This window comes from Streptomyces sp. S3(2020), from assembly GCF_013044505.1.
Taxonomy (GTDB): Bacteria; Actinomycetota; Actinomycetes; order Streptomycetales; family Streptomycetaceae; genus Streptomyces.
The window spans coordinates 1-26,898 of sequence record NZ_JABERD010000009.1 but is presented as its reverse complement, the minus strand read 5'-3'; the positions used below and the strand labels follow the sequence as shown (position 1 = coordinate 26,898).

Annotated in this window: 30 protein-coding genes and 1 riboswitch; of the genes, 17 read left to right on the top strand and 13 right to left on the bottom strand. The window is 72.3% G+C overall.

What is annotated here, in order from left to right:
• Positions 1–98 precede the first annotated feature (98 nt).
• Both HLK59_RS05045 and HLK59_RS05040 read right to left on the bottom strand, forming a co-directional pair.
• Complete coding sequence (locus tag HLK59_RS05045; RefSeq protein WP_171139996.1) at positions 99–863, bottom strand: ferredoxin reductase; 765 nt, start codon at positions 861–863, stop codon at positions 99–101.
• The gene (locus HLK59_RS05040) at positions 856–1,461 is read right to left on the bottom strand and encodes a sulfite oxidase-like oxidoreductase (protein ID WP_171139995.1); all 606 of its coding nucleotides are present in this window, start codon (positions 1,459–1,461) and stop codon (positions 856–858) included. Before HLK59_RS05040 ends, HLK59_RS05045 begins: the two co-directional genes overlap by 8 nt.
• 151 nt (positions 1,462–1,612) lie before the next feature.
• On the opposite strand from HLK59_RS05040, the gene HLK59_RS05035 reads away from it, so the two are divergent.
• Complete coding sequence (locus tag HLK59_RS05035) at positions 1,613–2,539, top strand: NADP-dependent oxidoreductase (protein WP_171139994.1); 927 nt, start codon at positions 1,613–1,615, stop codon at positions 2,537–2,539.
• The gene (locus HLK59_RS05030; protein WP_171139993.1) at positions 2,536–3,273 is read left to right on the top strand and encodes a GNAT family N-acetyltransferase; all 738 of its coding nucleotides are present in this window, start codon (positions 2,536–2,538) and stop codon (positions 3,271–3,273) included. Before HLK59_RS05035 ends, HLK59_RS05030 begins: the two co-directional genes overlap by 4 nt.
• A 33-nt stretch (positions 3,274–3,306) precedes the next feature.
• On the opposite strand, the gene HLK59_RS05025 is transcribed toward HLK59_RS05030, so the two are convergent.
• Complete coding sequence (locus HLK59_RS05025) at positions 3,307–3,741, bottom strand: MarR family winged helix-turn-helix transcriptional regulator (RefSeq protein ID WP_171139992.1); 435 nt, start codon at positions 3,739–3,741, stop codon at positions 3,307–3,309.
• A 95-nt stretch (positions 3,742–3,836) separates the two neighbouring features.
• On the opposite strand from HLK59_RS05025, the gene HLK59_RS05020 reads away from it, so the two are divergent.
• A complete protein-coding gene (locus HLK59_RS05020; RefSeq protein ID WP_171139991.1) occupies positions 3,837–4,622 on the top strand; it encodes a putative protein N(5)-glutamine methyltransferase in 786 nt (261 codons plus the stop codon).
• On the opposite strand, the gene HLK59_RS05015 is transcribed toward HLK59_RS05020, so the two are convergent.
• Positions 4,612–5,292 carry a DUF5666 domain-containing protein gene (locus tag HLK59_RS05015; RefSeq protein ID WP_171139990.1) on the bottom strand — a complete coding sequence of 227 codons (681 nt, stop codon included), beginning with the start codon at positions 5,290–5,292 and terminating at the stop codon, positions 4,612–4,614. The genes HLK59_RS05020 and HLK59_RS05015 overlap by 11 nt on opposite strands.
• Before the next feature lie 97 nt (positions 5,293–5,389).
• Positions 5,390–7,468, bottom strand: coding sequence for a SpoIIE family protein phosphatase (locus HLK59_RS05010; protein WP_171139989.1), 2,079 nt, complete (start codon positions 7,466–7,468; stop codon positions 5,390–5,392).
• A 238-nt stretch (positions 7,469–7,706) separates the two neighbouring features.
• Between HLK59_RS05010 and HLK59_RS05005 the strand changes: the two genes are divergently transcribed.
• Both HLK59_RS05005 and HLK59_RS05000 read left to right on the top strand, forming a co-directional pair.
• Positions 7,707–8,579 (top strand): hypothetical protein, encoded by an 873-nt coding sequence (locus tag HLK59_RS05005; RefSeq protein ID WP_171139988.1) that lies wholly within the window; start codon positions 7,707–7,709, stop codon positions 8,577–8,579.
• 105 nt (positions 8,580–8,684) lie between these two features.
• Entirely contained in the window at positions 8,685–9,047 is a 363-nt protein-coding gene (locus tag HLK59_RS05000; RefSeq protein ID WP_171139987.1) for a hypothetical protein, read from the top strand.
• Positions 9,048–9,140: 93 nt separating this feature from the next.
• Here HLK59_RS05000 and HLK59_RS04995 read toward each other — a convergent pair whose 3' ends face one another.
• The gene (locus tag HLK59_RS04995; protein ID WP_171139986.1) at positions 9,141–9,908 is read right to left on the bottom strand and encodes an SDR family oxidoreductase; all 768 of its coding nucleotides are present in this window, start codon (positions 9,906–9,908) and stop codon (positions 9,141–9,143) included.
• 128 nt (positions 9,909–10,036) lie between these two features.
• Between HLK59_RS04995 and HLK59_RS04990 the strand changes: the two genes are divergently transcribed.
• From HLK59_RS04990 to HLK59_RS04975, 4 genes are all read left to right on the top strand, one after another.
• Entirely contained in the window at positions 10,037–10,939 is a 903-nt protein-coding gene (locus tag HLK59_RS04990; RefSeq protein WP_171139985.1) for a helix-turn-helix transcriptional regulator, read from the top strand.
• Positions 10,936–11,781, top strand: a complete 846-nt coding sequence (locus tag HLK59_RS04985) for an oxidoreductase (RefSeq protein WP_171139984.1) — start codon at positions 10,936–10,938, stop codon at positions 11,779–11,781. Before HLK59_RS04990 ends, HLK59_RS04985 begins: the two co-directional genes overlap by 4 nt.
• A 122-nt stretch (positions 11,782–11,903) precedes the next feature.
• The gene (locus HLK59_RS04980) at positions 11,904–13,919 is read left to right on the top strand and encodes an NADPH-dependent 2,4-dienoyl-CoA reductase (protein ID WP_171139983.1); all 2,016 of its coding nucleotides are present in this window, start codon (positions 11,904–11,906) and stop codon (positions 13,917–13,919) included.
• 30 nt (positions 13,920–13,949) lie between these two features.
• Positions 13,950–14,498, top strand: a complete 549-nt coding sequence (locus HLK59_RS04975; protein WP_171139982.1) for a PadR family transcriptional regulator — start codon at positions 13,950–13,952, stop codon at positions 14,496–14,498.
• Here the strand turns inward: HLK59_RS04975 and HLK59_RS04970 are convergent.
• Together HLK59_RS04970 and HLK59_RS04965 are read right to left on the bottom strand one after the other, a co-directional pair.
• Positions 14,486–15,010 carry a hypothetical protein gene (locus tag HLK59_RS04970; protein WP_171139981.1) on the bottom strand — a complete coding sequence of 175 codons (525 nt, stop codon included), beginning with the start codon at positions 15,008–15,010 and terminating at the stop codon, positions 14,486–14,488. The two genes, HLK59_RS04975 and HLK59_RS04970, sit on opposite strands and share 13 nt — an antisense overlap.
• 211 nt (positions 15,011–15,221) lie before the next feature.
• Positions 15,222–16,226, bottom strand: a complete 1,005-nt coding sequence (locus HLK59_RS04965) for a fibronectin type III domain-containing protein (protein WP_171139980.1) — start codon at positions 16,224–16,226, stop codon at positions 15,222–15,224.
• Between the two features lie 380 nt (positions 16,227–16,606).
• Here HLK59_RS04965 and HLK59_RS04960 point away from each other — a divergent pair, with 380 nt between their 5' ends.
• Positions 16,607–17,308, top strand: coding sequence for a glycoside hydrolase family 75 protein (locus HLK59_RS04960; protein WP_171139979.1), 702 nt, complete (start codon positions 16,607–16,609; stop codon positions 17,306–17,308).
• 12 nt (positions 17,309–17,320) lie between these two features.
• Here the strand turns inward: HLK59_RS04960 and HLK59_RS04955 are convergent, their stop codons facing one another.
• Positions 17,321–18,082, bottom strand: a complete 762-nt coding sequence (locus HLK59_RS04955; protein ID WP_171139978.1) for a glucose 1-dehydrogenase — start codon at positions 18,080–18,082, stop codon at positions 17,321–17,323.
• 131 nt (positions 18,083–18,213) lie between these two features.
• Between HLK59_RS04955 and HLK59_RS04950 the strand changes: the two genes are divergently transcribed.
• The gene (locus tag HLK59_RS04950; RefSeq protein WP_171139977.1) at positions 18,214–18,852 is read left to right on the top strand and encodes a TetR/AcrR family transcriptional regulator; all 639 of its coding nucleotides are present in this window, start codon (positions 18,214–18,216) and stop codon (positions 18,850–18,852) included.
• A gap of 25 nt (positions 18,853–18,877) precedes the next feature.
• On the opposite strand, the gene HLK59_RS04945 is transcribed toward HLK59_RS04950, so the two are convergent.
• The 3 genes from HLK59_RS04945 to dhaK are packed head-to-tail and all read right to left on the bottom strand — an operon-like array spanning position 18,878 to position 20,929.
• Positions 18,878–19,288, bottom strand: coding sequence for a PTS fructose transporter subunit IIA (locus tag HLK59_RS04945; protein WP_171139976.1), 411 nt, complete (start codon positions 19,286–19,288; stop codon positions 18,878–18,880).
• A complete protein-coding gene (gene dhaL / locus HLK59_RS04940) occupies positions 19,281–19,889 on the bottom strand; it encodes a dihydroxyacetone kinase subunit DhaL (RefSeq protein WP_171139975.1) in 609 nt (202 codons plus the stop codon). The genes HLK59_RS04945 and dhaL overlap by 8 nt, the downstream gene beginning before the upstream one ends.
• Before the next feature lie 47 nt (positions 19,890–19,936).
• On the bottom strand, positions 19,937–20,929 hold the full coding sequence (dhaK, locus tag HLK59_RS04935) for a dihydroxyacetone kinase subunit DhaK (RefSeq protein WP_171139974.1): 993 nt from the start codon (positions 20,927–20,929) through the stop codon (positions 19,937–19,939).
• 221 nt (positions 20,930–21,150) lie between these two features.
• Here dhaK and HLK59_RS04930 point away from each other — a divergent pair, with 221 nt between their 5' ends.
• A complete protein-coding gene (locus tag HLK59_RS04930) occupies positions 21,151–21,525 on the top strand; it encodes a ferredoxin (protein ID WP_171139973.1) in 375 nt (124 codons plus the stop codon).
• 38 nt (positions 21,526–21,563) lie between these two features.
• Here HLK59_RS04930 and HLK59_RS04925 read toward each other — a convergent pair whose 3' ends face one another.
• Entirely contained in the window at positions 21,564–22,130 is a 567-nt protein-coding gene (locus tag HLK59_RS04925) for a histidine phosphatase family protein (protein WP_171139972.1), read from the bottom strand.
• 95 nt (positions 22,131–22,225) lie between these two features.
• Positions 22,226–22,379: riboswitch (cobalamin riboswitch) on the top strand.
• A gap of 38 nt (positions 22,380–22,417) precedes the next feature.
• Between HLK59_RS04925 and HLK59_RS04920 the strand changes: the two genes are divergently transcribed.
• The 5 genes from HLK59_RS04920 to HLK59_RS04900 all read left to right on the top strand — a co-directional run.
• Positions 22,418–22,639, top strand: a complete 222-nt coding sequence (locus HLK59_RS04920; protein WP_171139971.1) for a CbtB-domain containing protein — start codon at positions 22,418–22,420, stop codon at positions 22,637–22,639.
• 25 nt (positions 22,640–22,664) lie between these two features.
• The gene (locus HLK59_RS04915) at positions 22,665–23,426 is read left to right on the top strand and encodes a CbtA family protein (RefSeq protein WP_171139970.1); all 762 of its coding nucleotides are present in this window, start codon (positions 22,665–22,667) and stop codon (positions 23,424–23,426) included.
• Positions 23,427–23,566: 140 nt separating this feature from the next.
• Complete coding sequence (locus HLK59_RS04910; protein ID WP_171139969.1) at positions 23,567–24,745, top strand: acyl-CoA dehydrogenase family protein; 1,179 nt, start codon at positions 23,567–23,569, stop codon at positions 24,743–24,745.
• A 10-nt stretch (positions 24,746–24,755) separates the two neighbouring features.
• Positions 24,756–25,598: an oxygenase MpaB family protein gene (locus HLK59_RS04905; protein WP_171139968.1), complete on the top strand. Its 843-nt coding sequence runs from the start codon at positions 24,756–24,758 to the stop codon at positions 25,596–25,598.
• Positions 25,599–25,655: 57 nt separating this feature from the next.
• The coding region (locus HLK59_RS04900; RefSeq protein WP_171139967.1) for a serine/threonine-protein kinase at positions 25,656–26,898 on the top strand (1,243 nt) is incomplete at its 3' end.

Sequence of the window (26,898 nt, the reverse complement as noted above, 5' to 3'; positions counted from 1 at the left end):
GTGAAACGAAGGCAGGGCGCGAAGGGTGAGCCGAGGGACGGCGCGCAGGGGCAGCCGAGGGATGGTGGGCAGGGTCAGCCAAGGGATGGCGCGCAGGGTCAGCCGAACCGCTCGATCCGGATCCGCTCCACCGGCTGCCCCGCCGCGACCAGCAGCCGCGACGCGTGCTCCGCGAAGGCATTGGAGCCGCACACATAGGCCTCCCACCCACCGGGAGGCGGGTCGGCCAGGAGCGGCGCCACATGTGCGGCCGCCATACGTCCCACCGGTACACCCTCCGGCGCGCTCCGGGTGAAGACAGGTGTCGTCTCGGCGTCGAACTCGCCCGCGTAGATGAGCTCCTCGGGACCGCGCGCCGACACCAGCAGCCGCAGCGGCACGGACAGGCCCCGCGCCCGGTGGTGCCGCACCATCGACATCAGCGGTACGACCCCGGAGCCGGCGCCGATCAGCAGTGCGGGCCGGTCGCCGGGCCAGGCGAAGAAGCCGCTGAGCGGGCCGCGCACCTCGACCTCGTCACCGGGCTCGGCGACCGTGTGGAACCAGCCCGACACCTCGCCGCCCTCGACATGGTCCAGGGTCAGCTCGATGTGCCCCGCATCGTCGGGCGCGGACGCGATCGAGTAGTGGCGCTGGGCCGCGTAGCCGTCCTCGGCGGTCAGCCGCAGCATCAGATGCTGACCGGGCAGATGCCCCGCCCAGGCGGGCACCGCGAACCGGAAGGTCGAGGCGTGGGGAGTCTCCCGGCGGATCTCGGTGAGCGTGGCGGTCTGCCACAGCGCGGCGGCCCGGTTGCTCACGGCGATGCGCCCGGGCACGGCGAACCGCGTCGAGGGAGTGAAGGAAGCCGGCGTCTCAGTCACCGGAGTACCTCTGCTCCTCCCACGGGTTGCCCCGCGCGTGATAGCCGTTCTGCTCCCAGAACCCCGGCTCGTCCCGGTCGAGGAGCCGCAGGCCCGCGATCCACTTGGCGCTCTTCCAGAAGTACAGGTGCGGCACGAGCAGCCGCGCCGGCCCCCCGTGCTCGGGCGACAGCGGCTTCCCGCCGAACTCCCACGCGATCCACGCCTTGCCGCCCCGCACGTCGGCCAGCGGCAGGTTGGTGGTGTACCCGGTGTGGGAGTAGGCGACGACATGGGTCGCGGACGCCTGGGGGCGCACCGCGTCCAGGAAGGCGTCCAGGGACACGCCCCCGAACCGCACCCCGAACTTCGACCAGCTCGTCACACAGTGGATGTCACCCTCGTACACCGAACCCGGCAGCGCGTGCGCCTCGTCCCAGTCCCAGGTGCGCGCTTCCTCGACCAGCCCGTCGACGCGGAAGGTCCACTCGGCCGGTGACAGCTCCGGTGTGACCTCCGCGGACAGCACGGGCCAGTCGTCGCCCGCGTCGTACTGGCCGGGGGGCAGCCCGGCGTTCTGGACGCGGGGGCGTCCGGTGAAGCCTCGGGTGACGTTCATGCTTCAACCGTACTGTGTCGTCAGCGGTGCTCCGTCCCTGGTCAGGACGGCGATCATTGCGGCCGTATGAACACTCCGCCGCCTGGGGAATAGCCGTTCGCCGATCTTCCTTCCGACTGGTGCCCGGCGCGAGCGAAGGAGAGTGGGAGCAATGCCCAAGGCGTATGTGTTCACGCGGTACGGCGGTCCGGACACCGAGGCGTTCGTCGAGGTCGAGCGGCCCGTGCCCGGACCCGGACAGCTGCTGGTCGCGGTGCGTGCCGCCGGTGTGAATCCGGTCGACTGGAAGCTGCGGACCGGTTACCGCCGACCCGGCGACACCGGCGAGCGTGTGTTCCCCGCCGTCCTCGGCAGCGAGGTCTCCGGTGTCGTGGAGGCGGTCGGCGAGGGCGTCGACGGGTTCGCCGCCGGCGACGAGGTCTTCGGCAACACCCTGACCGGCGGCTACGCCGAGTACACGCTGCTGCCCGTCCGCCTGGCCGCGCACAAGCCCGCCGGGCTGGCCTTCTCCGACGCCGCGACCCTGCCCGTGGCCGCCGCGACGGCGTACGACGGGGTGCACCAGCTGGACCTGCCCAAGGGTGCCACCCTGCTGGTCACCGGCGCGGGCGGCGGAGTCGGCGCCGCCGCCTTGCAGATCGCCCGGGCGCTCGGACTGCGTGTGGTGGGCGTCGCGAGCGAGGGCAAGAAGGACTTCGTCGAGTCGCTGGGCGCCGTCCACGTCCCGTCGGGACCGGGCTGGTCCGACCGGGCGCGGGCCGCGGCACCGGACGGCATCGACGCGGTGTACGACCTCGTCGGCGGCGAGGTGCTGACCGAGGCGGCGACGCTGCTGACCGACCGGACGAGGCTGATCACCGCGGGCGCCCCGGAGCAGGACGTGGAGCGACTGGGCGGCACCCGGGTGACCCGCGCCCGTACCTCCGCCGTCCTGGACGCCGTGGCGCGGCTGGTGGTGAACGGCGATCTGGACCCGCACGTGGTCCAGCGGTTCCCGCTCGCCGAGGCCGGTGAGGCGCTGCGCACCGTCGAGGACGGGCACGCGCGCGGCAAGGTCGTGATCGAGGTCGCCGGATGAGCCACCGCACCACGCAGGCGGGAGCGCCCCGGTCCGGCGCGCTCCACATCCTCGACAACCCCGCCCTCGCCTCCCTGACCGGCCCGCACGCCCACTTCGCCGAGCGGCGCGGACGCGTCGTGCGCTACCCGCTGGACGTCTCGCCCTGGCTGGCCCTGCCCGACGAACCGGACGCCGACGACTGGGCCGACCTCGCGGCCCTCGCGGGCCCCGGCGCCGAAGTCCCGCTGCCCGGCTACCGGGGCGAGGTGCCGGACGGCTGGGAGATCACGGCCCGCATCGACGGCGTACAGCTCGTCGACGACGGGGTGGCCGCCGCACCGGAACCGGAAGCCGTGCTCCTCGGCCCCGCCGACGTCCCCGAGATCCTCGACCTGGTCGCACGCACCCGGCCGGGCCCCTTCCTGCCGCGCACCATAGAGATGGGCACCTACCTGGGCATACGCCGGGAAGGTGCCCTCGTCGCCCTGGCGGGGGAGCGGCTCCACCCGCCCGGGTGGACCGAGATCAGCGCGGTCTGCACCGACCCCGCCTTCCGCGGCGAGGGCCTGGCGACCCGGCTGATCCACGCCGTCGCGTACGGCATCAGGGAGCGCGATGAGACGCCGTTCCTGCACACGGGCGCGGGGAACACGGGCGCGATCCGGCTGTACGAGTCCCTGGGCTTCCGGCTCCGCCGGACGACCGCGTTCGCCGCGGCACGCGTACCGGAACGGCTGGTGGCCGTGTCCTAGGCGGTCGGTCCTCCGCGGGGCCCGATCAGGCGTTCAGTCCTTCTGCGGGCCCGGCCAGGCGTTGTACCGCACGAGGTAGTCGGCGAACCGCGCGAGATCCTCCTGAGGCCAGTTCGCGAGCCGCTCCTGGAAGGCGGCCCGGCGGCTCACGGTGACCTGGGCGAGGATCTGCCGGCCGGCCTCCGTCAGATGCAGCACCTGGACACGGTGGTCCTCCGGGTCCAGGCGCCGCTCGACGAGCGCGGCGCGCTCCAGCGCGGCCACCTGGCGGCTGACGGTGGACTTGTCGAGGGCGTAGTGCGCGGCGAGGTCGGTGGCGCGGCAGCCGTCCTGCTCCTCCAGATGCCCGAGCAGCGTGTACGAGACCAGCGACAGCTCGGGGTGCATCCGGCCCGCCGAGGCCCGGGCCCGCCGGGCGAAGACCGTCATCTCGCGCTGGATGGTCTCGACGGCGTCGGTCGCGTCCATGGGACCTCCTCCACGGTTCTGGTTGCATAGTACAACTCGATAGGAGTTGCGTATGCCAACCATGGGGGTCCTGAGCGGATAGGGTTGCTGCTCCCATGACTTCCACATCCCCCTGCCCGCCCGACTCCGTCGTGGCGGCGCTGCGCGCCGCGGGCTGTGTCTTCGCCGAGGACGAGGCCCGGTTGCTGCTGGCCGCCGCCCGCACCCCGGACGAACTCACGGCGATGGTGGACCGCCGCGCCTCGGGCGCCCCCCTCGAACTCGTCGTCGGCTGGGCCGAGTTCCGCGGGCTGCGCATCACCGTGGAACCCGGGGTCTTCGTGCCCCGCCGCCGTACCGAGTTCCTCGTCGAACAGGCCCTCGCCCACGCCCCGGGCGCCTCCGTCGTCGTGGACCTGTGCTGCGGTTCGGGCGCCGTGGGAGCGGCCCTCGCCGACGCGCTCGGCGGCGCCGAACTGCACGCCGCCGACATCGACCCGGCCGCGGTGCGCTGCGCGGGCCGCAACATCGCCCCCTTCGACGGTCGCGCCCACGAGGGCGACCTCTACGAGGCGCTGCCCGGGCGACTGCGCGGCCGCGTCGACATCCTCGCGGCGAACGTGCCGTACGTCCCCTCCGACGAGGTCGCCCTGCTGCCCGCGGAGGCACGCGAGCACGAACCGCTGGTCGCCCTGGACGGCGGAAGCGACGGGCTGGACGTGTTGCGCAGGGTCGCCGCCGAGGCGCCCGAGTGGCTCGCGCCCGGCGGCTGTCTGCTCGTCGAGACGAGCGAACGGCAGGCGCCCACGGCCGTCGACGCCTTCGCCCGCGGCGGACTGGCGGCCCGGGTGGTCGCCTCGGAGGAGTGGTACGCCAACGTCGTGGTCGGCGTCAGGCCGTAGTGCCGCTCTTGGTGGGATCCGGCTTGGGCCACTCGCGGTGGCCGTGGCCCGGGAGCCGGTCGCGCCAGTTCTCGGGACCCTTGCGCTCCCAGGTGCCGGCGAGGACATGGGAAGCCGTCCGGGTGCCGCCGTCGGACCGGGTACCGGCCACCTGGACCGTCTCGTCCTGCTTCAGATCGTCGGCCCCGGAACCCTTGGCGCCCTCACGCAGGACGGTCGTGTCCGCGTTCACGGTCCATGTCCACCGGGCCCCGTCCTCGCTCTTGACGGTCACCTGGTCGCCGTCCACCTTCTCGACGGTGCCGCGCTGCCACACCCGCACGACCCATTCGCCGGTGTCCCGGTCCTTCACCGTCGCCTCGCCGTGCGCGGCATCACCGCCGACGCCGACGCCGAACCGCCAGCCCGGACCGTGCCGTTCGCCCGGTGCGTGCGGGGAGGCGGAGGGCGAGCCGGAGGCCGCGGGCGTCGCCCCGCCGTCCGAGCCCGACGAGGTGGCCGCGTAGGCGACCACCGTGCCGCCGAGGGTGAGCGCCGCGACCGCGGCCGCCGCGGTCACCGCCCGTGCGCGCACGGACCGACGTCGCCAGCGGTCCCGTAGCGCGGTGTGTTCGCCCGGCCCGACGAGTATCTCGGGCGGTGTCGCTTCCTGATCCGGATCGTGCGTCATGGCTCGCTCCCACCCGGCATTCCGATGGCACGTCTTGCTGGGATTGTGATGGGTGGCCGATAAGAGGCGGGTAACGAGTTCCTGTGAATCGCGATGGTCAATCCGGCTTCTGGGCGCGGGCGATGAGCAGCGCCACGTCGTCGGAGTTGTCCGGCTGGTGCAGCGTGCGCAGCAGGAGGTCGCACACGTCCTCCAGCGGGCGGTCGGGGCCGTCGAGGAGGTCCAGAAGCGCGTCCAGCCGTTCGTCGAGCGGGTGTTGGCGGGTCTCGACGAGACCGTCGGTGTAGAACACCAGCCGGTCCCCGGGTTCCAGGTCGACGGTCGTGGTGGAGAAGGCGACCCCGCCCACACCCAGCGGCGCCCCGGTCGGCAGGTCCAGGAGTTCCGGCCGGCGTCCCGCGCGAAGCCGGACGGGCGGCAGATGCCCGGCGTTGGCGATCCGGCACTGGCGCAGATACGGGTCGTGGATGGCGTAGACGCAGGTGGCGATGGAGTCCTTGAGGTCCTGGGTGATCCGGTCGAGGTGCTCAAGGAGCCGGGCCGGTTCCAGGTCCAGGGAGGTCAGGGTGCTCGTCGCGGTGCGCAGCCGGCCCATGGTCGCGGCGGCGTTGATACCGCTGCCCATCACGTCGCCCACGACCAGCGCGGTCTTGCAGCCGTCGAGGGGGATCACGTCGAACCAGTCGCCCCCGACCTCGGCCGTCGCCCCCGCGGGCTGGTAGCGGGAGGCGACCTCCAGACCGCCCGTCATGGGCGGATGGCTGGGCAGCAGACTGCGCTGGAGGGTCAGGGCGGTGTCGCGGGCGTTCTGGTACCAGCGGGCGTTGTCGATCTGCACGGCCGCGCGGGACGCCAGCTCCCGGGCCAGCAGCAGATCGTCCTCGCTGAACGGCAGCGGATTACGGGTGCGCTTGAGGTCGAGGGCGCCCAGCACCTCGCCGCGCGCGGTCAGCGGCACGGCCAGATACGAGTGGACGCCCGCGCGGGCCAGCTGTCCCGCCGCCTCGGGGGAGCGGGCGATGCGGGGCAGATCGGCCGCCTCGACCTCGGCCACCATGACCGGCCGGCCCGTGCGCACGCACTCGGTGACGAGACGGTCGGCGCCGTACCGGGCGACCTGCCCGGGCGGGTCGGCGGCCAAGAGGGCCTCCGAGGGGTGGTCCGCCTGGACGGCGAGGGCACGGATCACGGCCGGCTCGGTGGGGCCGAGGATGCTGCGTCTGCCCTCCACCACCGCGTCCAGCAGATCCACGGCGGCGATGTCGGCGAGCTCCGGCACAGCGACATCGGCGAGCTCACGGGCCGTGCGGTCCAGCTCCAGGGTGGTGCCGATACGGGCGGAGGCGTCCGCGATGACGGCGAGGCGCCGCCGGGCCGCCTCCGCGGCGACGGCGGCCCGGTGCTGTTCGGTGATGTCCACCACCGAGGCGGCGACGCCCAGCACGGTGCCGACCGCGTCCTCCAGCCGGTACAGCGAGACCGACCAGGCATGGTCCTCGTCCGGGTCCGCCGGGGTGCGGCCCAGGGTGTGCTGGTCGACGAGCGGGCGACCGGTCTTCAGCACCCCGTGTGCCGCGGCCGTGATGCCCTCGACGTCGATCTGCGGCAGGACCTCGCCCATCGTCCGGCCGAGGTGCTCCTCGGCCGGGACGCCGTTGAGCCGTTCGAGTGCCGGGTTGACCGAGACGTACCGCAGGTCGGTGTCCAGGACGGCGAGCCCGATGGGGGACTGGGAGACCATCCGCGTGGACAGCGCCACGTCCCGTTCCAGGCGGCGCACGGTGTCCTGGTCGGCCGCGAGCCCCAGCGCGTAGACGTCCCCGCGGTCGTCGAGGAGCCGCATGTTGCGGAACTCCACCAGCCGGGTGCTGCCGTCCTTGCGCCGGATCGGAAACGCACCGGCCCAGCCCTCGCCCGTGACCATGACGTCCGCGAACAGCTTGACGACCAGGTCGACGTAGTGCTCGTGCACCATGATCCGTGCGGCGAACTGCCCCAGCGCCTCGCGTGCCGAGTAGCCGAACAGCTCCTCGGCCTGCGGGCTCCACAGCACGATCTTTCCCTCGGCGTCCAGGACCACCGAGGCCACCCCCAGGACGTCGAGCAGCCCGGTGGGCCGCACCGCCCCGCGCACCGGCCCGTCGCCCTCGGCGACCGGAGACCCGGTTGCACTCATCGCACGCACCGCCTTCGACCGTTCACACGGCACGTCGTCCCCCGTGCCGACTCCCCTGTTGTACCGCGCCCGACCGTCTCCGGAGTGCCTCTGGCGCTCTCTTCCACCATCTCTCAACACACCGGAGAGCGTCCGGCGACGTTAGCAGGGCGCCGCCGACTCCTTTTGGTCTGTACATGACTACCCGGCCCCGCCAGACTGTCCGCCGAGCACATCCCCCACAGAGGAGTCGCCTGCCATGGCCCTGCGCGCCCGGCAACGTTGTCACGCCGTCCTCACCGGACTCGTCGCCCTCGCCACCACCGCCGTCCTCGCCGCCGCCCCGCCGGCGTCCGCCGCCGACACCTGGACCGAGATCGGGTCCGACCGAGCCGACCCCCTCACCGAGAGCCAGGGCCTGACCTCGGTCGAGGTCCCGGCCGGCAGCGCCAACCGCTACACCGGGATCGGCACCGTCCCCGCCTCAGTGAGCAGCCGCGGCTGGAACCACGTGGGCGACCCGGACGCCTCGTACGACGGCTACTACATCGAGCCGTACCAGGCCGACTCGGGCACCGCGAAGATGTTCCGGGTGCAGGCGCCGGGCGGCGCGTGGTCGGAGTACGTCCACACGCTCGGCGGCGGGGAGGCGCTGAACAACTCCTGGGTCGCCATCGCCCCCGCCGGCCAGTGGATGCTCGCGGGTGAGTACGGGACCATGAGCCGGCTGCTGGTCTTCCCGACCCCCGGCGTCAACACGAGCACCTCGCCCTCCGCGAATCTCCCGCAGGCGTCCACCGTCGACCTCGACCACGCCGTACGGGACGTACAGGGCTGCGACTTCGTCACCGCGACCCAGCTGCTGTGCTCCTCCGACGACCCGGCGGGCACCCTCTTCGGGATCACCAAGCCGCTGCTCAAGATCGACCTCTCCGCCGCGCCGGGTGCGACGAACGTGACCGGACATGTCACCGCGCTCCGGCAGCTCCCGTTGCGCAGCGGCTGCTCGGGGACGTTCGAGGCGGAGGGCATCGACTACGACCGCCGGGACGGGACGCTGCGGGTGATCGTCGTGTCGCCCGGGTTCTGTGTGCTGACCGACAGCAAGACGTACCGGTTCACGAAGAGCTGACGCCTTCACTGGTCCCGTCGGCACAGTGGTGCTTTTCTGGTGATGTGGCGCGGTTCGCGGGGAACCCGTGGATACCGCGCCACTGCCACGAGAGGAGCCGTAGTGATGGACCGATCGCATGAGGAGTCCGTCTCCATCGAGATCAGCGGATGCAGCAAAGAGGACGCCCGGATCGTGTTCGACACGCTGTGCACGTGCTTCGAGTCCGACCGGGGCGCCGACGACGTGCCGCAGCAGCTCCACGAGACACGGCCCATGGTGTGGCTCGGGACGTTCGAGGTCACCGAGGCGCACGAGTGTCCGGCTCCCGCGAGGCTGACGTCCTCCGTGGAGGCCGACGCGCAGGGTGGCTACTGGGCGATCGAGCGGCTGCGCACCACGCTGGACTCCATGTTCACGGTGCGTGAGCTGTCGTCGGCGTCCGGGGATCAGGAGCGGGAACTGCACGTCCGTCTGGAGAGCCGGTGACGTCGAGGGGGCAGGCCGTGCGTGCGTTCACGGGGCAAGTCGTCCCGCAGAGGCGCTGCGGTCACCTTCCCCGGTGACACGGCGATACGGCGATCAGCCCTGCCGCACCGGCACGACCACCATCTCGGCGACATTGACGTGGGACGGCGCCGCGACGGCGTAGGCGATCGCCTCGGCGATGTCCTCGGCGGCCAGCGGCTCCAGCGCGGTGCGCATGCCGGCCAGGGACGCGCGCATACCGGCGTCCAGCATGTCCGAGCCCAACTCGGTGGTGGTGACGCCCGGTTCGATGTTCTTGACGCGGACGCCGCGCGGACCGAGTTCGGCGCGCAGATTGCGGGTGAGGTGGGCGACGGCCGCCTTGGTGGCGCAGTACACGGACCAGTCGGGGAACAGCAGGTGCCCGCCGACGGAACCGACATGGACCAGGTCCGCGGGGCGGCCCTCGGCGGCCGTGGCGAGGAGGCCGTCGGTGAAGGACCGGGACGTGAGCAGCAGCCCGCGCAGGTTGACGTCGATCATCCGGTCCCACTCCTCGACGGCGGCCCGTTCGAAGGGGGCGCCGAGCATGGCTCCGGCGTTGGCCACGACCAGGTCGACGGTGCCGAGCGTCCCGGTGACGGCGGTGGCCGCCGCGGTCACGGCAGCGGCGTCGGTGAGGTCCACGGGTACGGGCAGGACCGTGCCCGTGGCGGTGCGGCCGATGTCGTCGGCCAGCGACTTGAGCCGGTCCTCGCGGCGCCCGAGCAGGGCGACGCTCGCTCCGCCGGCGGCGAGGCGCCGTGCGGTGGCCGCACCGATCCCGCTGGTGGCGCCGGTGACGACCACGATCCGGCCGGTGAGGTTCTGGGTGTGTGTCATGTCGTCCACCGTGGGGCAGGTGCGGACGCGCGACCAGGCCGCGCCGCCCCGAGGAGGGCGGATCGTAGGAGTACCGCACCCACCCTGAGGACGGCCGCCGTGCGCCGGGCGGGCGTACGGTCGATGGCATGGACAGCGACAACCGGCTCGGCCGGTTCCTGCAAGCCCGGCGGGCCCTCGTACAGCCCGAGGACGCGGGGCTGCCGGCCGGCACCCGCCGCCGGGTGGCGGGGCTGCGCCGGGAAGAGGTCGCGATCCTGGCCGGGGTCAGCATCGACTACTACGTCCGCCTGGAGCAGGGCCGCGAGCGCAGCCCCTCGGCGCAGGTCGTCGACGCCCTAGCCCGGGCCCTCGACCTGGAGGGCGACGCGGTCGAGCACCTGCACCGGCTGGCCCGCCCCGTCGGCCCCCGCCCCGGCGGCCGTACCCGACAGGAACAGGTCAGCCCGGTCCTGCTGCGGATGATGGAGGGCTGGCACAACACCCCGGCGGTGGTCCTGGGCCGCTGTCTGACCGTGCTGGCCGACAACGCCCTGGGCCGGGCGCTGTTCGCCGGCCACACCCACGGCGGGGATCTGCTGCGGCTGGTCTTCCTCGACCCGGACGCCCGGCGCTTCTACCCGGACTGGGACCGGGTCGCGGTCAACACCGTGGCCGGGCTGCGCGCCAACGCCGGAACCGACGTGGACGACCCGCAGCTGATCGCCACGGTCGGTGAACTCTCGCTCAGGAGCGAGGAGTTCCGACGGCTGTGGGCCCGCCACGACATCCGTCAGAAGACCCACGAGACCAAACGCTTCCGGCATCCGCTGGTCGGTGAACTGACGCTGGACTACGAGTCGTTGACCGTCAACAGCGCCCCCGGACAGCAACTGGTCGTCTACCAGGCCGAGTCCGGCAGCCCCTCCGAGGAGGCGCTCGCCCTGCTCGGCAGCCTCACCGCGGCCGAGCACGAGGGGTCGCACCCCCATCAGCCTTCGAGCCATCAGCCTTCGAGCCACCAGCCTTCGAGCAAGGACACGCACACATGAACGACAACACACCGGTCTGGTTCATCACCGGCTGCTCCACCGGCCTCGGCCGAGCCCTCGCCGCCACCGCCCTCGAACGCGGACACCGCGTGGCGGCCACCGCCCGCGACCCCCGCACGCTCGCCGATCTGGTCACCGCCCACGGCGACCGGGCCCTCGCCCTGGCCCTCGACGTCACGGACCCCGCCCGGATCGCCGAGGCCGTCGAGCGGGCGGAAGCGGAGTTCGGTCGGATCGACGTCCTCGTCAACAACGCGGGCTACGGCTATCTCGCCGCCGTCGAGGAGGGTGAGGACGCGGAGATCCGCGCCCTCTTCGACACCAACGTCTTCGGGCTCGTCGAGACCACCAAGGCCGTGCTGCCCGGCATGCGGGCCCGCCGGGCCGGCCACATCGTGAACATCTCCTCGCTCGGCGGCCTGGCGGCCTTCGGTGCCACCGGCTACTACCACGCCACCAAGTTCGCGGTGGAGGGTCTGTCCGAGTCGCTCGCGGCCGAGGTCGCCCCGCTGGGCATCGGCGTGACGATCGTCGAGCCCGCGGCCTTCCGCACCAACTGGTCCGGTCCGTCCATGCGCCAGTCGGCGACCGTGATCGACGACTACGCGGAGACCGCGGGCGCCCGCCGCACCGGCACCCTGGCCACCTACGGCCACCAGCCGGGCGACCCGCAGCGCGCCGCCGCGGCCGTCATCGACGCCGTCGGGTCCGCCGAGCCCCCGCTGCGCCTGCTGCTGGGCAAGGCGGCGTACGACATCGCCACCGCGCGGCTCGACACGCTCCGGTCCGGATTCGACGCCTGGAAGGACGTCACGCTCGACGCGGACTACCCGGCGGCCTGACGACGTGGCCCGGATCACCCCTCCTCGATTGTGCAACTAGTTGCACAAAGCCGTGCCGGTCCTCTACAACAAGAGGGTCCTCCCCGATGCGAGGGCAGACACTGCCGCCACGGAGGGCCCCGATGAGCCGTTACCCGCACCTGCTGAGCCCGCTGGACCTGGGCTTCACCACGCTGCCCAACCGGGTCCTCATGGGCTCCATGCACGTCGGCCTGGAAGAGGCCGAGCGCGGCTTCGAGCGGATGGCGGCGTTCTACGCGGCACGCGCGCGTGGCGGAGTGGGCCTGATCGTCACCGGCGGCATCGCGCCCAACGAGGCGGGACGCCCGTACGACGGCGGCGCGAAGCTCACCACCGAGGCGGAGGCCGAGCAGCACCGGGCCATCACCGAGGCCGTGCACCGCGAGGGCGGCCGCATCGCGATGCAGATCCTGCACTTCGGCCGCTACGCCTACCACGAGCAGCTCGTCGCGCCGAGCCCCGTCCAGGCGCCGATCAGCTGGTTCCCGCCGCGCGAGCTCACCGACGCCGAGGTCGAGCAGACCATCGACGACTACGCCCGCGCCGCCCGCCTCGCGCGCCAGGCCGGCTACGACGGCGTCGAGATCATGGGCTCCGAGGGCTACCTCATCAACGAGTTCATCGCCCGGCAGACCAACCACCGCACCGACCGCTGGGGCGGGTCCTACGAGAACCGCATGCGGTTCCCCGTCGAGATCGTGCGGCGGGTGCGCGAGGCGGTCGGCGAGGACTTCATCATCATCTACCGGCTCTCCATGCTGGACCTGGTCCCCGGCGGCTCCACCCACGACGAGGTCGTCACGCTCGCCAAGGCCGTCGAGGCGGCCGGCGCGACCATCATCAACACCGGCATCGGCTGGCACGAGGCCCGGATCCCCACCATCGCCACCTCCGTGCCGCGCGGCGCCTACACCTGGGTGACCAAGAAGCTCATGGGCGAGGTGAGCATCCCCCTCGTCACCACCAACCGCATCAACACCCCCGAAGTCGCCGAGGAGTTGCTCGCCGACGGGTACGCGGACATGGTGTCCATGGCCCGCCCGATGCTCGCCGACCCCGACTTCGTCATCAAGGCCGCCGCGGGCAGGCCCGAGGCCATCAACACCTGCATCGGCTGCAACCAGGCCTGCCTCGACCACACCTTCAGCGGCCAGATCACCTCCTGCCTGGTCAACCCGCGCGCCTGCCACGAGACCGAGCTGGTGCTCTCCCCGACCCGGCTGAAGAAGCGCGTCGCGGTCGTGGGCGCGGGCCCGGCCGGACTCGCCTGTGCCGTGAGCGCCGCCGATCGCGGTCACGACGTGACGCTCTTCGACGCCGCGGGCGAGATCGGCGGCCAGCTCAACGTCGCCCGACAGGTCCCCGGCAAGCAGGAGTTCGACGAGACCCTGCGCTACTTCCGCCACCAGCTCGACTGGCACGACATCGACGTACGGCTGAACACCTGGGTCGCCGCCGAGGACCTCGCCGCCTTCGACGAGGTTGTCGTCGCCACCGGCGTCACCCCGCGCACCCCCGACATCCCCGGCGTCGACCACCCGAGCGTGGTCGGCTACCTCGACGTCCTGCGCGACCGCGTCCCCGTCGGACGCCGGGTCGCCGTCCTCGGCGCGGGCGGCATCGGCTTCGACGTCGCCGAGTTCCTCACCGACGGCGGCGACAAGGCGCACGAGGACCCGGCGACCTACTTCCGCCTCTGGGGCGTCGACATGGACCACACCGGCCCCGGCGGCCTCGCCGCCCCCGAGCGGCCCGCCCCGCCGCGCACCGTGCACCTGCTCCAGCGCAAGACCACCAAGGTCGGCGCCGGGCTCGGCAAGACCACCGGCTGGATCCACCGCACCGAGCTCAAGCACCGCGGCGTCACCATGGTCCCGGGTGTGCGCTACGACCGGATCGACGACGCCGGACTCCATGTCACCGTCGGTGCGCAGAGCACGGTCCTGGAGGTCGACACCATCGTCCTGTGCACCGGGCAGGAGTCGCGCCGCGAGCTGTACGAGGCGCTGGTCGCCGCCGGTGTGAGCGCCCACCTCATCGGCGGTGCCGACGTGGCCGCCGAACTGGACGCCAAGCGGGCCGTCAAGCAGGGCACCGAGGTGGCGGCCGCCCTCTAGGGGCCGCCCCGCCGTCCCTAGGATGACCCCATGTCACTCCCGCACGCGATCCTCACCGCCCTGCTGGAAAGGCCGTCCTCGGGTCTTGAGCTGACCCGGCGTTTCGACAGGTCGATCGGCTACTTCTGGTCGGCGACGCATCAGCAGATCTATCGCGAGCTGGGAAGACTCGAGGCGGAGGGCCACATCAGGGCCCTGGCGCCGGAGCAGCCGACCCGTGGCCAGAAGAAGCGGTACGAGGTGCTGCCGGCGGGCCGGGACGCACTGGCCCGCTGGACGGCCGCGTCCCAGGACCCCAAGCCGTACCGCGACAGCCTGTTCCTGCGGCTGCGGGCGGCGGCCGTGGTCGGCACCGAGGGCATCGAGGCCGATCTGCGCCGTCACCTGGAGGTGCACGGCAAGCAGTTGGCCGAGTACGAGGAGATCGAGAAGCGCGACTTCCCGCCCGGGAAGGACAGCCCGCAGGACCGGTTGCAGCACCTGATCCTGCGGGCGGGGATCGATCTGGAGACTTTCTGGACGCAGTGGCTCACTCACGCGCTGGAGGAGTTCGCCGAGCTGCCCGATCAGAGCCGGTAGGGCTTGGCGCGACGGCGCAGGAACCAGGCCGCCGCGATACCGCCGATCCCGACGAGGGCGGCGCCGGCCCCCAGGGTGAGCGGGCCGTAGTCCTTGGCGGCGCCGCCGAGGCCGCCCATGACGCCGCGCGACGGGGAGGCCGTGGCGGAGATCGTGGGGGTGGTCGTCGTCGAGACGATGACCGACTGGGTGCCCGCCGTGCTGCCGTTGGAGCACATGACGACGACGGTGTAGGTGCCGGGGCTCACGGACGACCAGGCGGCCGATTGCAGGGCGCTCGTCCCCGACAGCGTCACCTGACGGCCCTGGGCGAAGTTCGCCTGGCTGCTGTTCAGGAGCGAGGCGGTGCCCCAGCTGCCGTTGACCTGGGTGCAGGCGCTGGTCGTGACGGAAACCGTGGATCCGGTGGTGCTGACGGAGATCCCCGTAGCCGCGACCGCCGGGACGGCGGCCAGCGCGGTGACGGCGGCAGCGGTCAGGCCGGAGCGGAGGAGAAGCTGGGTGGTACGCATGGACTGCCCTCCAGCGGCACGAGTGGCGGTACATCCCTTGCGCCGCCGAGGTCGGGAATGGCCCGTGCGCCTCAGGGGCAGCCAACGTGCCCGCGGCCCGGCGCGCACCCGGACCGCCCCCGGGCAGGTGACGGATTCCTTCGTACGGCTCAGAGGCGAGGCGTCTGAGGTACCTGAGGTGACTGAAGTACCCGAGCTGCCTGAGGTGCCGTCACGGCTTCCCGGCGCCGGTCGTCACCGTCCGCTGCGCCGAGAATCCGCCCCAGGTCCCGTCCGGCAGCTTGGCCCGGATCCGCACCCGATGGGTGACCCCGGCATCCCGGCCCACATAGAAGTCGTACGTCGCCCGGCCGTTCGGCGGGTTCCCGCCGAACACCAGTGAGGTGGCCGCACGGCCGTCGAGGTGGACCTGGTACTCCGTGACCACGCCGTCCGCGCGCGGCGGGACCCAGGAGAGGTCGAGGTAGTAGGCCCCGTCGCCGGCGAGACGCGTCGTCGCGCGGAAGTCGGTGGGCGCGGTGCCGCGGCCGTCGTCGGTACCCGGCGCGGTGGTGAGGCGGACGGTGCCGCTCGCCGCGGAGACGTTGTCGGCCGCGTCGCGGGCACGCACGGTGAAGACGTAGCGGGTGCCCGGGCGCAGTCCCGTCACCACCGTCGCCGTCTGGTTCCCGCCCACGCTGTGGATCTTCGTGGCGCCCTGGTGGATGTCGTACGACATCACACCCCGGTCGTCCGAGGAAGCGGACCAGGACAGCTGCACCGCCCGGCTGCCGACGACCCGCCCCTGCGGCCTCCCGGGCGCCGTCGGCGCCGTACCGTCCGCAGTAGCGGCCGCTGGCGTCGTGGCACGCACCTCCCGGCTGCACGGGCCCACCTGCCCGTCGGTGTCCCGAGCCCGCACGGTGAAGACATACGTGGTGGACGGCCTGAGCCTGGTGACGTCCACCATGTGCTCGGAACCCGGTACCTCCTTCACCTTCGTGGTGCCGCGATACACCTCGTAGGCCTTGACGTCCGCGTCGGCCGCGTTCCACATGACGTGCACGCTGGTCGCGCTGCCGGCCGCGGCGGTGATGCCCACGGGCGCCGCGGGGAGCCGACGGGCCTCGCCGCCACCGCTCCAGCCGCAGGAGGAGAGGAGCGTGAGCACTCCGCAGACCACCACTGCGCAGAGCGCTCCGCGGGGCGCTTCATGGAGCGCGAGGGCACGGCGCACGGGACGGCCTCCCCGGGACGGTATTGGTCCGGACCAATATGACTCCGTCGTCGGGAGAACATCAAGAGGGCCGTCGTGGGTGAGCGGCCGGAACGGTTACGTATGCTGAAGCTCCTCACGGTCGAACTCCCCTTGAGGGATCGGGAGTTCGTGCCGTTGGCGCGGGCCGCTGTCGTCGCTGTTCCCGCGCCGGACGCGGGCGGCCGGGCGGCCGGAGCCGACGCGGGCTCAGGCGCCCGGCCCCTGTCGGCAGTTCGGGGACACGCGCCACCGCTCACGAGGTGTGCACCGTCCGGCCCCCTAACGGTGGCCGCTTGATCGCAACGGCAGCAGATTTGGCTGAGTGTCCGTCAATGTCCCCCAGGAGAGGGTCCCTCATCGTGCGTGTCCAGTCACTGACGCTGGTCGCGGCAGGCGCCGCCCTGCTCGCCGCTCCGACGATGTCGCCCCAGGTCGAGCCGTCGGCCCGGCAGGAGGCGCTGGCCCCTCGGCACGAGGGCGACGTCCTCGCCGCCGATCTGCTGGCCAAGGTGCGTGAGTGCACCCAGGTCTCCCACGGCCGCTACCGCAGCGACGAAGGCCGGCCCGCGACCATCCCCGTCTGCGGTACCCGGGAAGCCGTCTTCTGGAAGGCGGACATGGACATCGACTGCGACGGGCAGCCGGGCGTCCGCTGCAACCGCGACACCGACCCGGCCTTCACCGACGCCACCGCCTACCAGCAGTCCAACGGCCGCCAGCTGAACGCCGAACGCCTCCCGTACATCGTGGTGCCCACCCCGAGCCCCGTCTGGGACTACCGCGCGAGCGACATCCGCGGCGGCTCGGTCGCGGCCGTGATCTACCGGGACCGGGTGCAGTACGCGGTGGTCGGCGACGTGGGTCCGCGCAACATCATCGGCGAGGCCTCCTACGCCAGTGCCGAGGGGCTTGGCATCCCGTCCGACCCCCGGAGCGGCGGCACGGCTTCCGGGGTCACCTACATCGTCTTCAAGGACTCGCAGGTGAAACCCATCGAGGACCATGCCGCCGCCATCGCGACGGGGGAGCGGCTGGCACGCCTGTTCGTGCGCGCCGGCTGAGCTCCGGGAGCGTCAGACCGCCGACCAGCCGTCGTCGACGGGCAGGACCACGCCGTTGATGTTGCTCGCCGCGTCCGAGGCGAGGAAGACGATCGCGGCGGCCTGTTCCTCGGGCTGGGCGAGCCTGCCGACGTTGACGAAGTGCGGGCCGAGCGCCGCGGGGCCGTGCGCCTCGCGGTCGGCGTCCACGACGATGCCGGTCGCGGTGCCGCCCGGCGCGATGGCGTTCGCCCGGATGCCCTGCTTGCGGTACATGACGGCCAGGGACTTCGTCAGTCCGACGACGCCGTGCTTGGAGGCGGTGTACGCCGCGCCCGCCGCGCTGCCGCGCAGCCCGGCCTCGGAGGCGGTGTTGACGACCGCGCCCCCGCCCGCCGCCAGCATGTGCGGCAGCACCGCGCGTGTGAGCAGGAACGGGGCGGTCAGGTTGACCCGGATGACCCGCTCCCACTCGGCGTCGTCCACGTCAGCCAGCGCCGACATCCGGTCCATGATCCCGGCGTTGTTCACCAGCACGTCCACGCCGCCGAAGCGCTCCACGGCGGTCGCGGCCACCTGGTCGACGACGGCCTGGTCGCTGAGGTCCCCGGTGACGGCGACGGCGGTGCCGCCCGCCTCCTCGATCTCCTTGACGACCGTCCGGGCGCCCTCGGCGTTGAGGTCCGCCACCAGGACCTTGGCGCCCTCGGCGGCGAAGGCCAGGGCGGCGGCGCGCCCGATGCCCGAGCTCGCTCCGGTGACGATGACGCTGCGTCCGTCGAGTCCAGTGGCCATGGCAGTTCCTGTCTGTGCGGTGCGAGGGCGGTGTGCCCGGTGGGAGCTCACTCTACGACTTAATGTCTGTGAGTGACATAAAGTCTTGGTGGAGAATTCCGGGAGACCGATCACCGGAGCCGGAGGACCACATGACCGCACCCCGCGGACGCACCGGACGACCGCCCCTGACCGAGGAGCGCAGGGCCGAGATACGGCTGGAGATCGCCCGGGCCGCGGTGGACCTGTTCGTCGCCCAGGGCGTCGCGGCCACCACCGGCGAGCAGATCGGCCAGGCGGTCGGAGTCTCGGCGCGCACCGTCTGGCGCTATTTCCCGAGCAAGGAGAGCTGCGTCCAGCCGCTGTTCACCGCCGGCATCGACGTCATCGCCGCCTGTCTTCGCGAGTGGCTCCCCGGGCAGCCCCTGGAAGAGCTCTTCGACCGGCGCCTGACGGCCGACCCCACCTTCGTCGCGGGGCCGGAACGGGCCACGGTGCGCTCACTGGTCCGCCTCACCCGCACCGAGCCGGGCCTGCGTGCCGTATGGCTCCAGACGTACGACGAGGCCGAACCGGCGTTCGCCCGCGCCCTCGCCGAGCGGGCCGGGCTGCCGGCGGACGATCTGCGGCCCACCGTCCAGGCGGCGATGTTCAACGCGGCCCTGCGGTCGGCGGTCGAGCACTACGCCTGGCGTCCGGCGGACGCGGAGGCCGACCGGGCGAGGGCGGAGGCGGAGCTGGCGACGACGATGCGCTCCGCCCTCGCGGTCGTGGGGGAGGGGCTGGCCTGAGGAACCCTCCGCGACGCGGGCGTCCTCAGGCCTTCCGGTACGTGTACGCCTCCGCGGCCGCCGCCTCCACCGTCGCGAGGTCGGCGCCCGCCGCCGCCGTGACCACCGCGGCCACCGCGCCCTCCACGAACGGGGCGTCCACCAGGCGGGTGTTGTCCGGGAGTTCGTCGCCCTCGGCCAGCAGCGCCTTCACGGTGAGCACCGCGCTGCCGAGATCGGTCAGCACCGCGACCCCGGCACCGCGGTCCACCGAGGCGGCGGCCGCGGCGATGAGCTCCGAGCTCGTCCCCAGCTCACCGCCCTCGGTGCCGCCCGCCGGGGCGACGGGCACCTCGACACCGCCGCCCGCCAGCCCCTTGGCGAGCTCCGCCACCGACGCGGCCACGTCCGCGCTGTGCGAGACCAGCACGATCCCGACGAGCCTGCCGTCACTCACCGTCGGCCTCCGCGCTTTCGCCGAGTGCGGCGATCAGCAGCGCGGCCGAGGTGGCCCCGGGATCCTGGTGCCCGATGCTGCGCTCACCGAGATAGCTCGCCCGCCCCTTGCGGGCCTGCAACGGCGTCGTCGCCAGCGCACCCTCCTCGGCGGCGGCCCGTGCCGCGGCGAACCCGTCGCCGAGCGCGTCCACGGCCGGCAGCAACGCGTCGATCATGGTCTTGTCGCCGGGCGCCGCACCACCCAGCGCCATCACCGCGTCCACCCCCGCCCGCAGCGCCTCGGCGAACCGGGCCTCGCTCACCTCCGCGTCCTCCCCGAGCGCCTTGCCGGTCCGCCGCAGCAGCGTGCCGTACAGCGGCCCGGACGCCCCGCCGACGGTGGAGATGAGCCGGCGTCCGGCGAGCGTCAGCACCGCACCCGGCGTGTCCGGCGCCTCCTTCTCCAGCACCGCCGCCACGGCACGGAACCCCCGCTGCAGATTGCTGCCGTGATCGGCGTCCCCGATGGCGGAGTCGAGGTCCGTCAGCCGGTCCGCCTCACGTTCGACGGACGCGGCGGTCACCGTCATCCAACGGCGGAAGAAGTCGGCGTCGAGCACTGGATCTCCTTGCGTGGTAGGTACGTTGACTGCCCGCTGCCGCCGGCTCAGATGCCCCAGCGCAGCCCCGCGGTCTTCACCGGCGCGTCCCACAGCCGCAGCAGTTCCTCGTCGATCTGGCACAGGGTGACCGAGGCGCCCGCCATGTCCAGGGAGGTGACGTAGTTGCCGACCAGTGTGCGGGCGACGGCCACCCCGCGGGCGGCGAGCACCCGCTGCACCTCGGCGTTGAACCCGTACAGCTCCAGGAGCGGCGTCGCGCCCAGGCCGTTGACGAGCAACAGGACCGGATTGCGCGGGCTGACGTCGTCCAGGATCGCGTTCACCGCGAAGTCGGCGATCTCGCCCGAGGTCATCATCGACCGCCGCTCCCGGCCCGGTTCGCCATGGATGCCGATGCCCAGCTCCAGCTCCCCGTCGGGCAGATCGAAGGTGGGGCTGCCCTTGGCGTACGTCGTGCACGCGCTCAGCGCGACGCCGAAGCTGCGCGAGTTCTCGTTGACCTGACGGGCGATCGACTCCACCCGCTCCAGCGGCTGGCCCTCCTCGGCCGCGGCGCCCGCGATCTTCTCCACGAACAGTGTGGCGCCCGTGCCGCGCCGGCCGGCCGTGTACAGGCTGTCGGTGACCGCCACGTCATCGTTGACGAGGACCTTGGCGACCTGGATGCCCTCGTCCTCGGCGAGTTCGGCGGCCATGTCGAAGTTGAGGACGTCGCCCGTGTAGTTCTTCACGATGAACAGCACGCCGGCCCCGCTGTCCACGGCGGCCGCCGCCCGCACCATCTGGTCCGGGACCGGGGACGTGAACACCTCACCGGGGCACGCCGCCGACAGCATGCCGGGACCCACGAAACCACCGTGCAGCGGCTCGTGCCCGGAGCCGCCGCCGGAGACCAGCCCGACCTTGCCGGCCACGGGGGCGTCCCGCCGTACGATCACCCGGTTCTCGACATCGACGGTGAGTTCGGGATGGGCGGCCGCCAGACCTCGCAGGGCGTCCGCGACGACGGTCTCCGGGACGTTGATCAACATCTTCATGAGGACCTCCTGGTGGCCGAAAGGCTGCTCCTGGCAGTATCGGTCTTCAGAAGGCGCGGGTCACGGGGGCGGATGCTCCTGGGTGCGTCGTACGGCCCGCGGGGTGGCGGTGATCCATGGACGGCCGTCGATCGTCCGGGTGGGGGAATCACGGACAGGGCCGCCCTCCGGCAGCCCCAGGCACGGGGTTTGGCGCGATCCGCCGCGGCTACCCGCGTGGGGTGACAACGACGACGACCCAGCAGGAGCTCTTCCGATTCCTGGAGGACCGCTTCGCGTGTGCGCAGGCGTGCACCGAGTGCGCCAGGGAGTGCGCGCTGCGGGCGAGCCTCGTGGATCCGGAGGGGACCGAGCGGCAGGAACTCGTACGACGCAAGGGCATCATGTGCGCGGAGGTCTGCGACGCGACCTGCCGGCTGCTGTCCGAGCAGAACCGCCTGGACGAGAACGGCATCCGCGTCCAGTTGGAGTGGTGCCGGACCGTGTGCCTGGAGACCGCGCACGCCTTCGACGGACTGCCTGGCGGCGAAGCGGGTGCGAAGGCCTGCCGGACCTGCGCACAGGCCTGCACGGACTTCATGGGCACACTGCGCTGAGCCGCACTGCGCTGACAGGGCCGGCCTCGCCTTCGATCTCAGCCGAGCGGGTGCCCCAGGCGTACGTTCCAGCGCCCCGCCCTGCCGCTGAGCTCGACCGCCGTCAGCGGCGGGACGTCCGTACGCCAGAACGCCGACTCCGGTGCGCCGAGCGCCCGTACGACCGCCGCGCGGACGACCTCGGGCTCGGCCACGGCGACGGTGCGCCCCGCCTCCCCGGCCAGGCTGTCCAGCCACGCCCCGACCCGGTCGCACACCGCGCGCACCGATTCGCCGCCGTGCGGTGCGGCGTCGGGGTCGGACAGCCAGCGCGCCAGCGCGTCCGGCTCCTCGGCGCTCACCGCGGCCAACGACGAGCCACGCCACCGCCCGGCGTCCAGCCCCGCCAGCGACACGGCGTCCGTGGCGTCGAGTCCGAGCGCGGCGGCCGTCTCGCGGCAGCGCACGGTGGGGGAGCGGACGACCCGTTCCGCCGCCGGGAGCGAGCCCGCGGCGGCCTGGGCGAGACGGCGGCCGGACGCGTCGAGCGAACAGCCGTCGTCGAACCTGGCCTCCCGCAGCGCCTCGGTGACCGCCGGTGAGATCAACGTCACTCGGCTCGTCATACGCCCCTTCCCCCGCTCAACGCCGCCTCCAAGATCGGTACTTGACGGGCCGAACGGCCCTCCGCGGGCGCCCGGGGTGCGCCCGTGCGCTCTTGGCCGCACCTCTCCCACGCGGTACCTTCTCGTCGATATCGACGACGGTTGGGTGGAAGCCGGTGGGATTCCGGCACGGTCGCGCCACTGTATGCCGGGAACGCCCTTCGGGTGCGGGCCGGGTGAGTCAGACCCGCCCCGTCGTCCTGTGCACCACTGACACGGGACGCGAGTTCCCCCAGGAGGTTCCTGCCATGGCGCAGTCCATCGCCCCGCCGACCACCGGCTCCACCGCGGTACCCGCAAAACTGCCGATCGGTGCCATCGCCCCCTGGGCGGTCTTCTTCGGCGTCGTGATGCTGGTCCTGCTCTACTTCGTCGGCGCCGAACAGGGCGCCACCTCCCTCATCTCCGGTGAGGGTGTCCATGAGTGGGTGCACGACGCCCGCCATCTCCTCGGCTTCCCCTGCCACTGACAGCGACGAGGAAGCATCCCTGCGCATGAACTCCGCAACTGTCAGAAACCTGCTGGTCCGCGGCATGCTCGCGGGCCTCGCCGCGGGCCTGGCCGCCCTCGTCGTCGCGTACTTCCTGGGTGAACCGCGCGTCGACCAGGCCATCGCCTTCGAGGAGGCGCACGCCCACGAGCACGGCGGCGAGGAACTCGTCACCCGCACCATGCAGTCCACCGCGGGCCTGTCCACCGGCGTCCTCGTCTACGGGGTCGCCTTCGGCGGCATCGCGGCGCTCGCCTACTGCTTCGCACTGGGCCGCATCGGTCGCTTCGGGCCGCGTGCGAGCGCGCTGCTCCTGGCCGCCGCCGGACTGCTCTGCGTCTACGTCGTCCCGTTCCTGAAGTACCCGGCCAACCCGCCGGCCGTGGGCGACCCGGACACGCTCAACCAGCGCACCACGCTGTACTTCCTGATGATCGTCCTCAGCGTGCTGCTGGCCGTCGGCACGGTCATCCTGGGCAAGCGCCTCGCGCCCCGCCTGGGCAACTGGAACGCGACCCTCGCGGCGGGCGCGTTCTTCGTCCTCGCGGTCGGTCTGGCGTACGCCTTCCTGCCGTCGTTCAACGAGGCGCCGGAGGGCTTCCCGGCCACCCTCCTGTGGCAGTACCGGCTTGCCGCCCTCGCCGTCCAGGTGACCCTGTGGACCTCCTTCGGGCTGGTCTTCGGGCTGCTGGCGGAGCGGCTGCTGGCGCCCAGGACGGCCACGGAGGCGGTGGGCGCGGCACGGCCGACTCCTGTCCCGCACTGATCACCTCGCGATTCATTTCACGACGAAAAGGGCCCCCGGCATCCCGGGGGCCCTTTCGTGTGCCCTCACCATTCCCAATTTCTGGAACACGTTCTACCGTGTGCGCCGACAGGACCGGTCCCGGGGAGCCTGGAGGCGCCGTGCATCTCGAATACACGCCCGAGCAGCAGCGGCTGCGCACCGAACTGCGCGCCTACTTCGCCGAGCTGGTGCCCGAGGACTCGCTCGCCCGGCACGGCGACCGACGGGAGCAGAAGCGCTACTACCGCGAGATCATCCAGCAGCTGGGCGCCGACCGCTGGCTCGGCGTGGGCTGGCCCGAGGAGTACGGCGGACGCGGCCTCACCGCCATCGAACAGTTCATCTTCTTCGACGAGGCCGCCCAGGCAGGCGTACCGCTGCCGCTGATGGCACTGAACACCGTCGGCCCGACGATCATGCAGTACGGCACCGACGAGCAGAAGGCGTACTTCCTGCCGAAGATCCTCTCCGGCGAGATCGACTTCGCGATCGGCTACAGCGAGCCCGACGCCGGCACCGACCTGGCGGCCCTGAAGACGCGGGCGGTGCGCGAGGGCGACGAGTACGTGGTGAACGGCCAGAAGATCTGGACGACCAACGGCGACACCGCCGACTGGGTCTGGCTCGCGACCCGCACCGACCCGGCCGCCCCGCCGCACAAGGGCATCACCATGCTGCTGGTGCCGACCACCGAACCCGGCTACTCCTGCACCGTCATCAACACCCTCGCCGGCCACGACACCACGGCCAGCTACTACGAGGACATCCGCGTCCCCGTCACCCGCCGCGTCGGCGCCGAGAACCAGGGCTGGCGGCTGATCACCAACCAGCTCAACCACGAACGCGTCACCCTCGCCGCCCACGGCACCATGGCGATCCGCGCCCTGCACGACGTCCAGCGCTGGGCCACCGAGACCAAGCTCGCCGACGGCCGCCGCGTCGTCGACCTGCCGTGGGTGCGCCGCCTGCTCGCCCGGACCCACAGCAGGCTGGAAGCGCTCAAGCTCCTCAACTGGCAGATGGTCAGCGCGGTCCAGGACGGCACGCTCACCCCGCAGGACGCCTCCGCGGTCAAGGTGTACGGCTCCGAGGCCCGCCGCGACGCCTACGCCTGGCTGATGGAGATCGTCGGCGCCGCGGGCGCCCTGAAGGAGGGCTCGGCGGGCACGGTGCTCCACGGGGAGCTGGAACGCGGGTACCGCTCGGCCGTGATCTTCACCTTCGGCGGCGGCAACAACGAGATCCAGCGGGAGATCATCTCGTGGATCGGTCTGGGGATGCCGAGGGTACGGCGTTAGCCTTCGAGGCATGGGTGATCCCGGACTGTTCACACCACGATCGGTGACCTGGCAGATGCACGGCGACCCGATGATGTGGGTCGCCGGAGTGCGCGCGCTCTACTTCCAGGCCCTGCACCCGCGCGCGGTGCGCGGGGTCATGCAGAACTCCGACTTCCGCAACGACGCCTGGGGCCGGCTGATGGGTATCGCGAACTTCGTCGCCACCATCAGCTACGGCACCACCGAGGCGGCGGAGAAGGCGGGCGCCCGCGTCCGGAAGATCCACACCATGCTGTCCGTCGTCGACCCGGACACGGGGGAGCGGTACGGCGTCGACGAACCCGAACTGCTGCTGTGGGTGCACTGCGCGGAGATCGACTCCTATCTGCACGTCGCGCGCCGCTCCGGATTCCGGCTCACCGACGAACTGGCCGACCGCTACATAGCCGAACAGCGGGTCAGCGCCCGCCTGGTGGGCCTCGACCCGGACGCCGTACCCGCCGACCAGGCGGAGCTGGCCGCCTACTTCGAGAAGGTGCGCCCCGAACTCGCCGTCGGACCCGAGGCACGCGCCGTGGACGACTTCCTGCTCCGCCCGCCGACGCACCCCCTCCTCGTCCCGGCGCGCGCGGTGCTGTGGCGGCGCGTGGCACAACTGGCGTACGCCGCTCTGCCGCCGTACGCCCACGAGCTGTACGGCAGACCGGCCCCGAAACCCACCACCGTCACCCGCCAGTTGCGTGCCACAGGCACCCTGTTGCGCTGTGTTCCCGCACGTCTTCGCTGGCAACTCCCGCCCAAACACATTCTCCGGGCCATGTCACGGCTCGGCCCCGGCTCGCGCCCGGCCCCGTACAAAGTGGGTAGATAGCTCGCCATACTGGACGGGCCAGGGGCTGGGCGAGACCATCGGGGGCGATCGCAGCAGATGGGGGACAGCAAGCTGATCCAGGGCCGCTACCGGCTGCTCGATCTGATCGGGCGCGGCGGCATGGGCGAGGTGTGGCGGGCTCGCGACGAGTCGCTGGGCCGTCGTGTCGCGGTGAAGTGCCTCAAACCGCTGGGCCCGTCCCACGACCAGTCCTTCACCCGGGTGCTGCGCGAGCGGTTCCGCCGGGAGGCCCGGGTGGCCGCGTCCCTCCAGCACCGCGGGGTCACCGTCGTCCATGACTTCGGGGAGTCCGACGGAATCCTCTACCTCGTCATGGAGCTGCTGGAGGGCCGCAACCTCAGCCAGCTCCTGGAGGACAACAAGCATCACCCGCTGCCCGTCGCGGACGTCGTGGAGATCGCCGACCAGGTCGCGGCCGCCCTCGCCTACACCCACCAACAGGGCATCGTCCACCGTGACTTGAAGCCCGCGAACATCATGCGTCTCACCGACGGCACAGTGAAGATCTGCGACTTCGGCATCGCCCGCCTCGGCCATGACATCGGCTTCACCTCCCGGCTCACCGGCACCGGCATCGCCATGGGCACCCCGCACTACATGTCGCCCGAGCAGATCGGCGGCTCCGAGGTAGACCAGCGCAGCGACCTGTACTCGCTGGGATGCGTGCTGTACGAGATCGCCACCGGGGTACCGCCGTTCGACCTCGACGACGCCTGGGCGATCCTCGTCGGCCACCGCGACACCCCGCCCCGCCCACCGCGCAGCCACCGGGCGGAGGTGCCCGCGTACTTCGAGAAGATCATCCTGGACCTGCTGGCCAAGCTCCCCGAGCAACGCCCGCACGACGCACGCGAGTTGGGCCGCCGCATCAACTCGGGGCGTACGACTCCGACGTACGTGCCCACCGTGGTGACCCCCCAGCCCGCGCTGAGGCCCGAACCCACCGCCCGCGGGGCCCGGCTGCCGTCCTGGACCCGTGGCATGACCACCGGTCACAAGGCCACCGGCGCCGGCCTCGGCACCACGCCACCGGACGCCGGAGCGGGGCTCACCGGCGAGTGGATCCCGCGGCCCGCCACCGGACGGCAGGACGAGCGGACCGCCCCCGACGAACCGGCCGCCCCGGCCCCGGAGGCGCTCACCGCTCTGGCGGGACGGCACAACGCGGGGCTCAGCCTGGGCCGGCTCGGCCGCTGGGCGGAGGCCGGTGAGGTGCACCGCGCGGTGGCCGCAGAGCGCGAGCACCTGCTCGGCCCCGACCACCCGGACACCCTCGCCA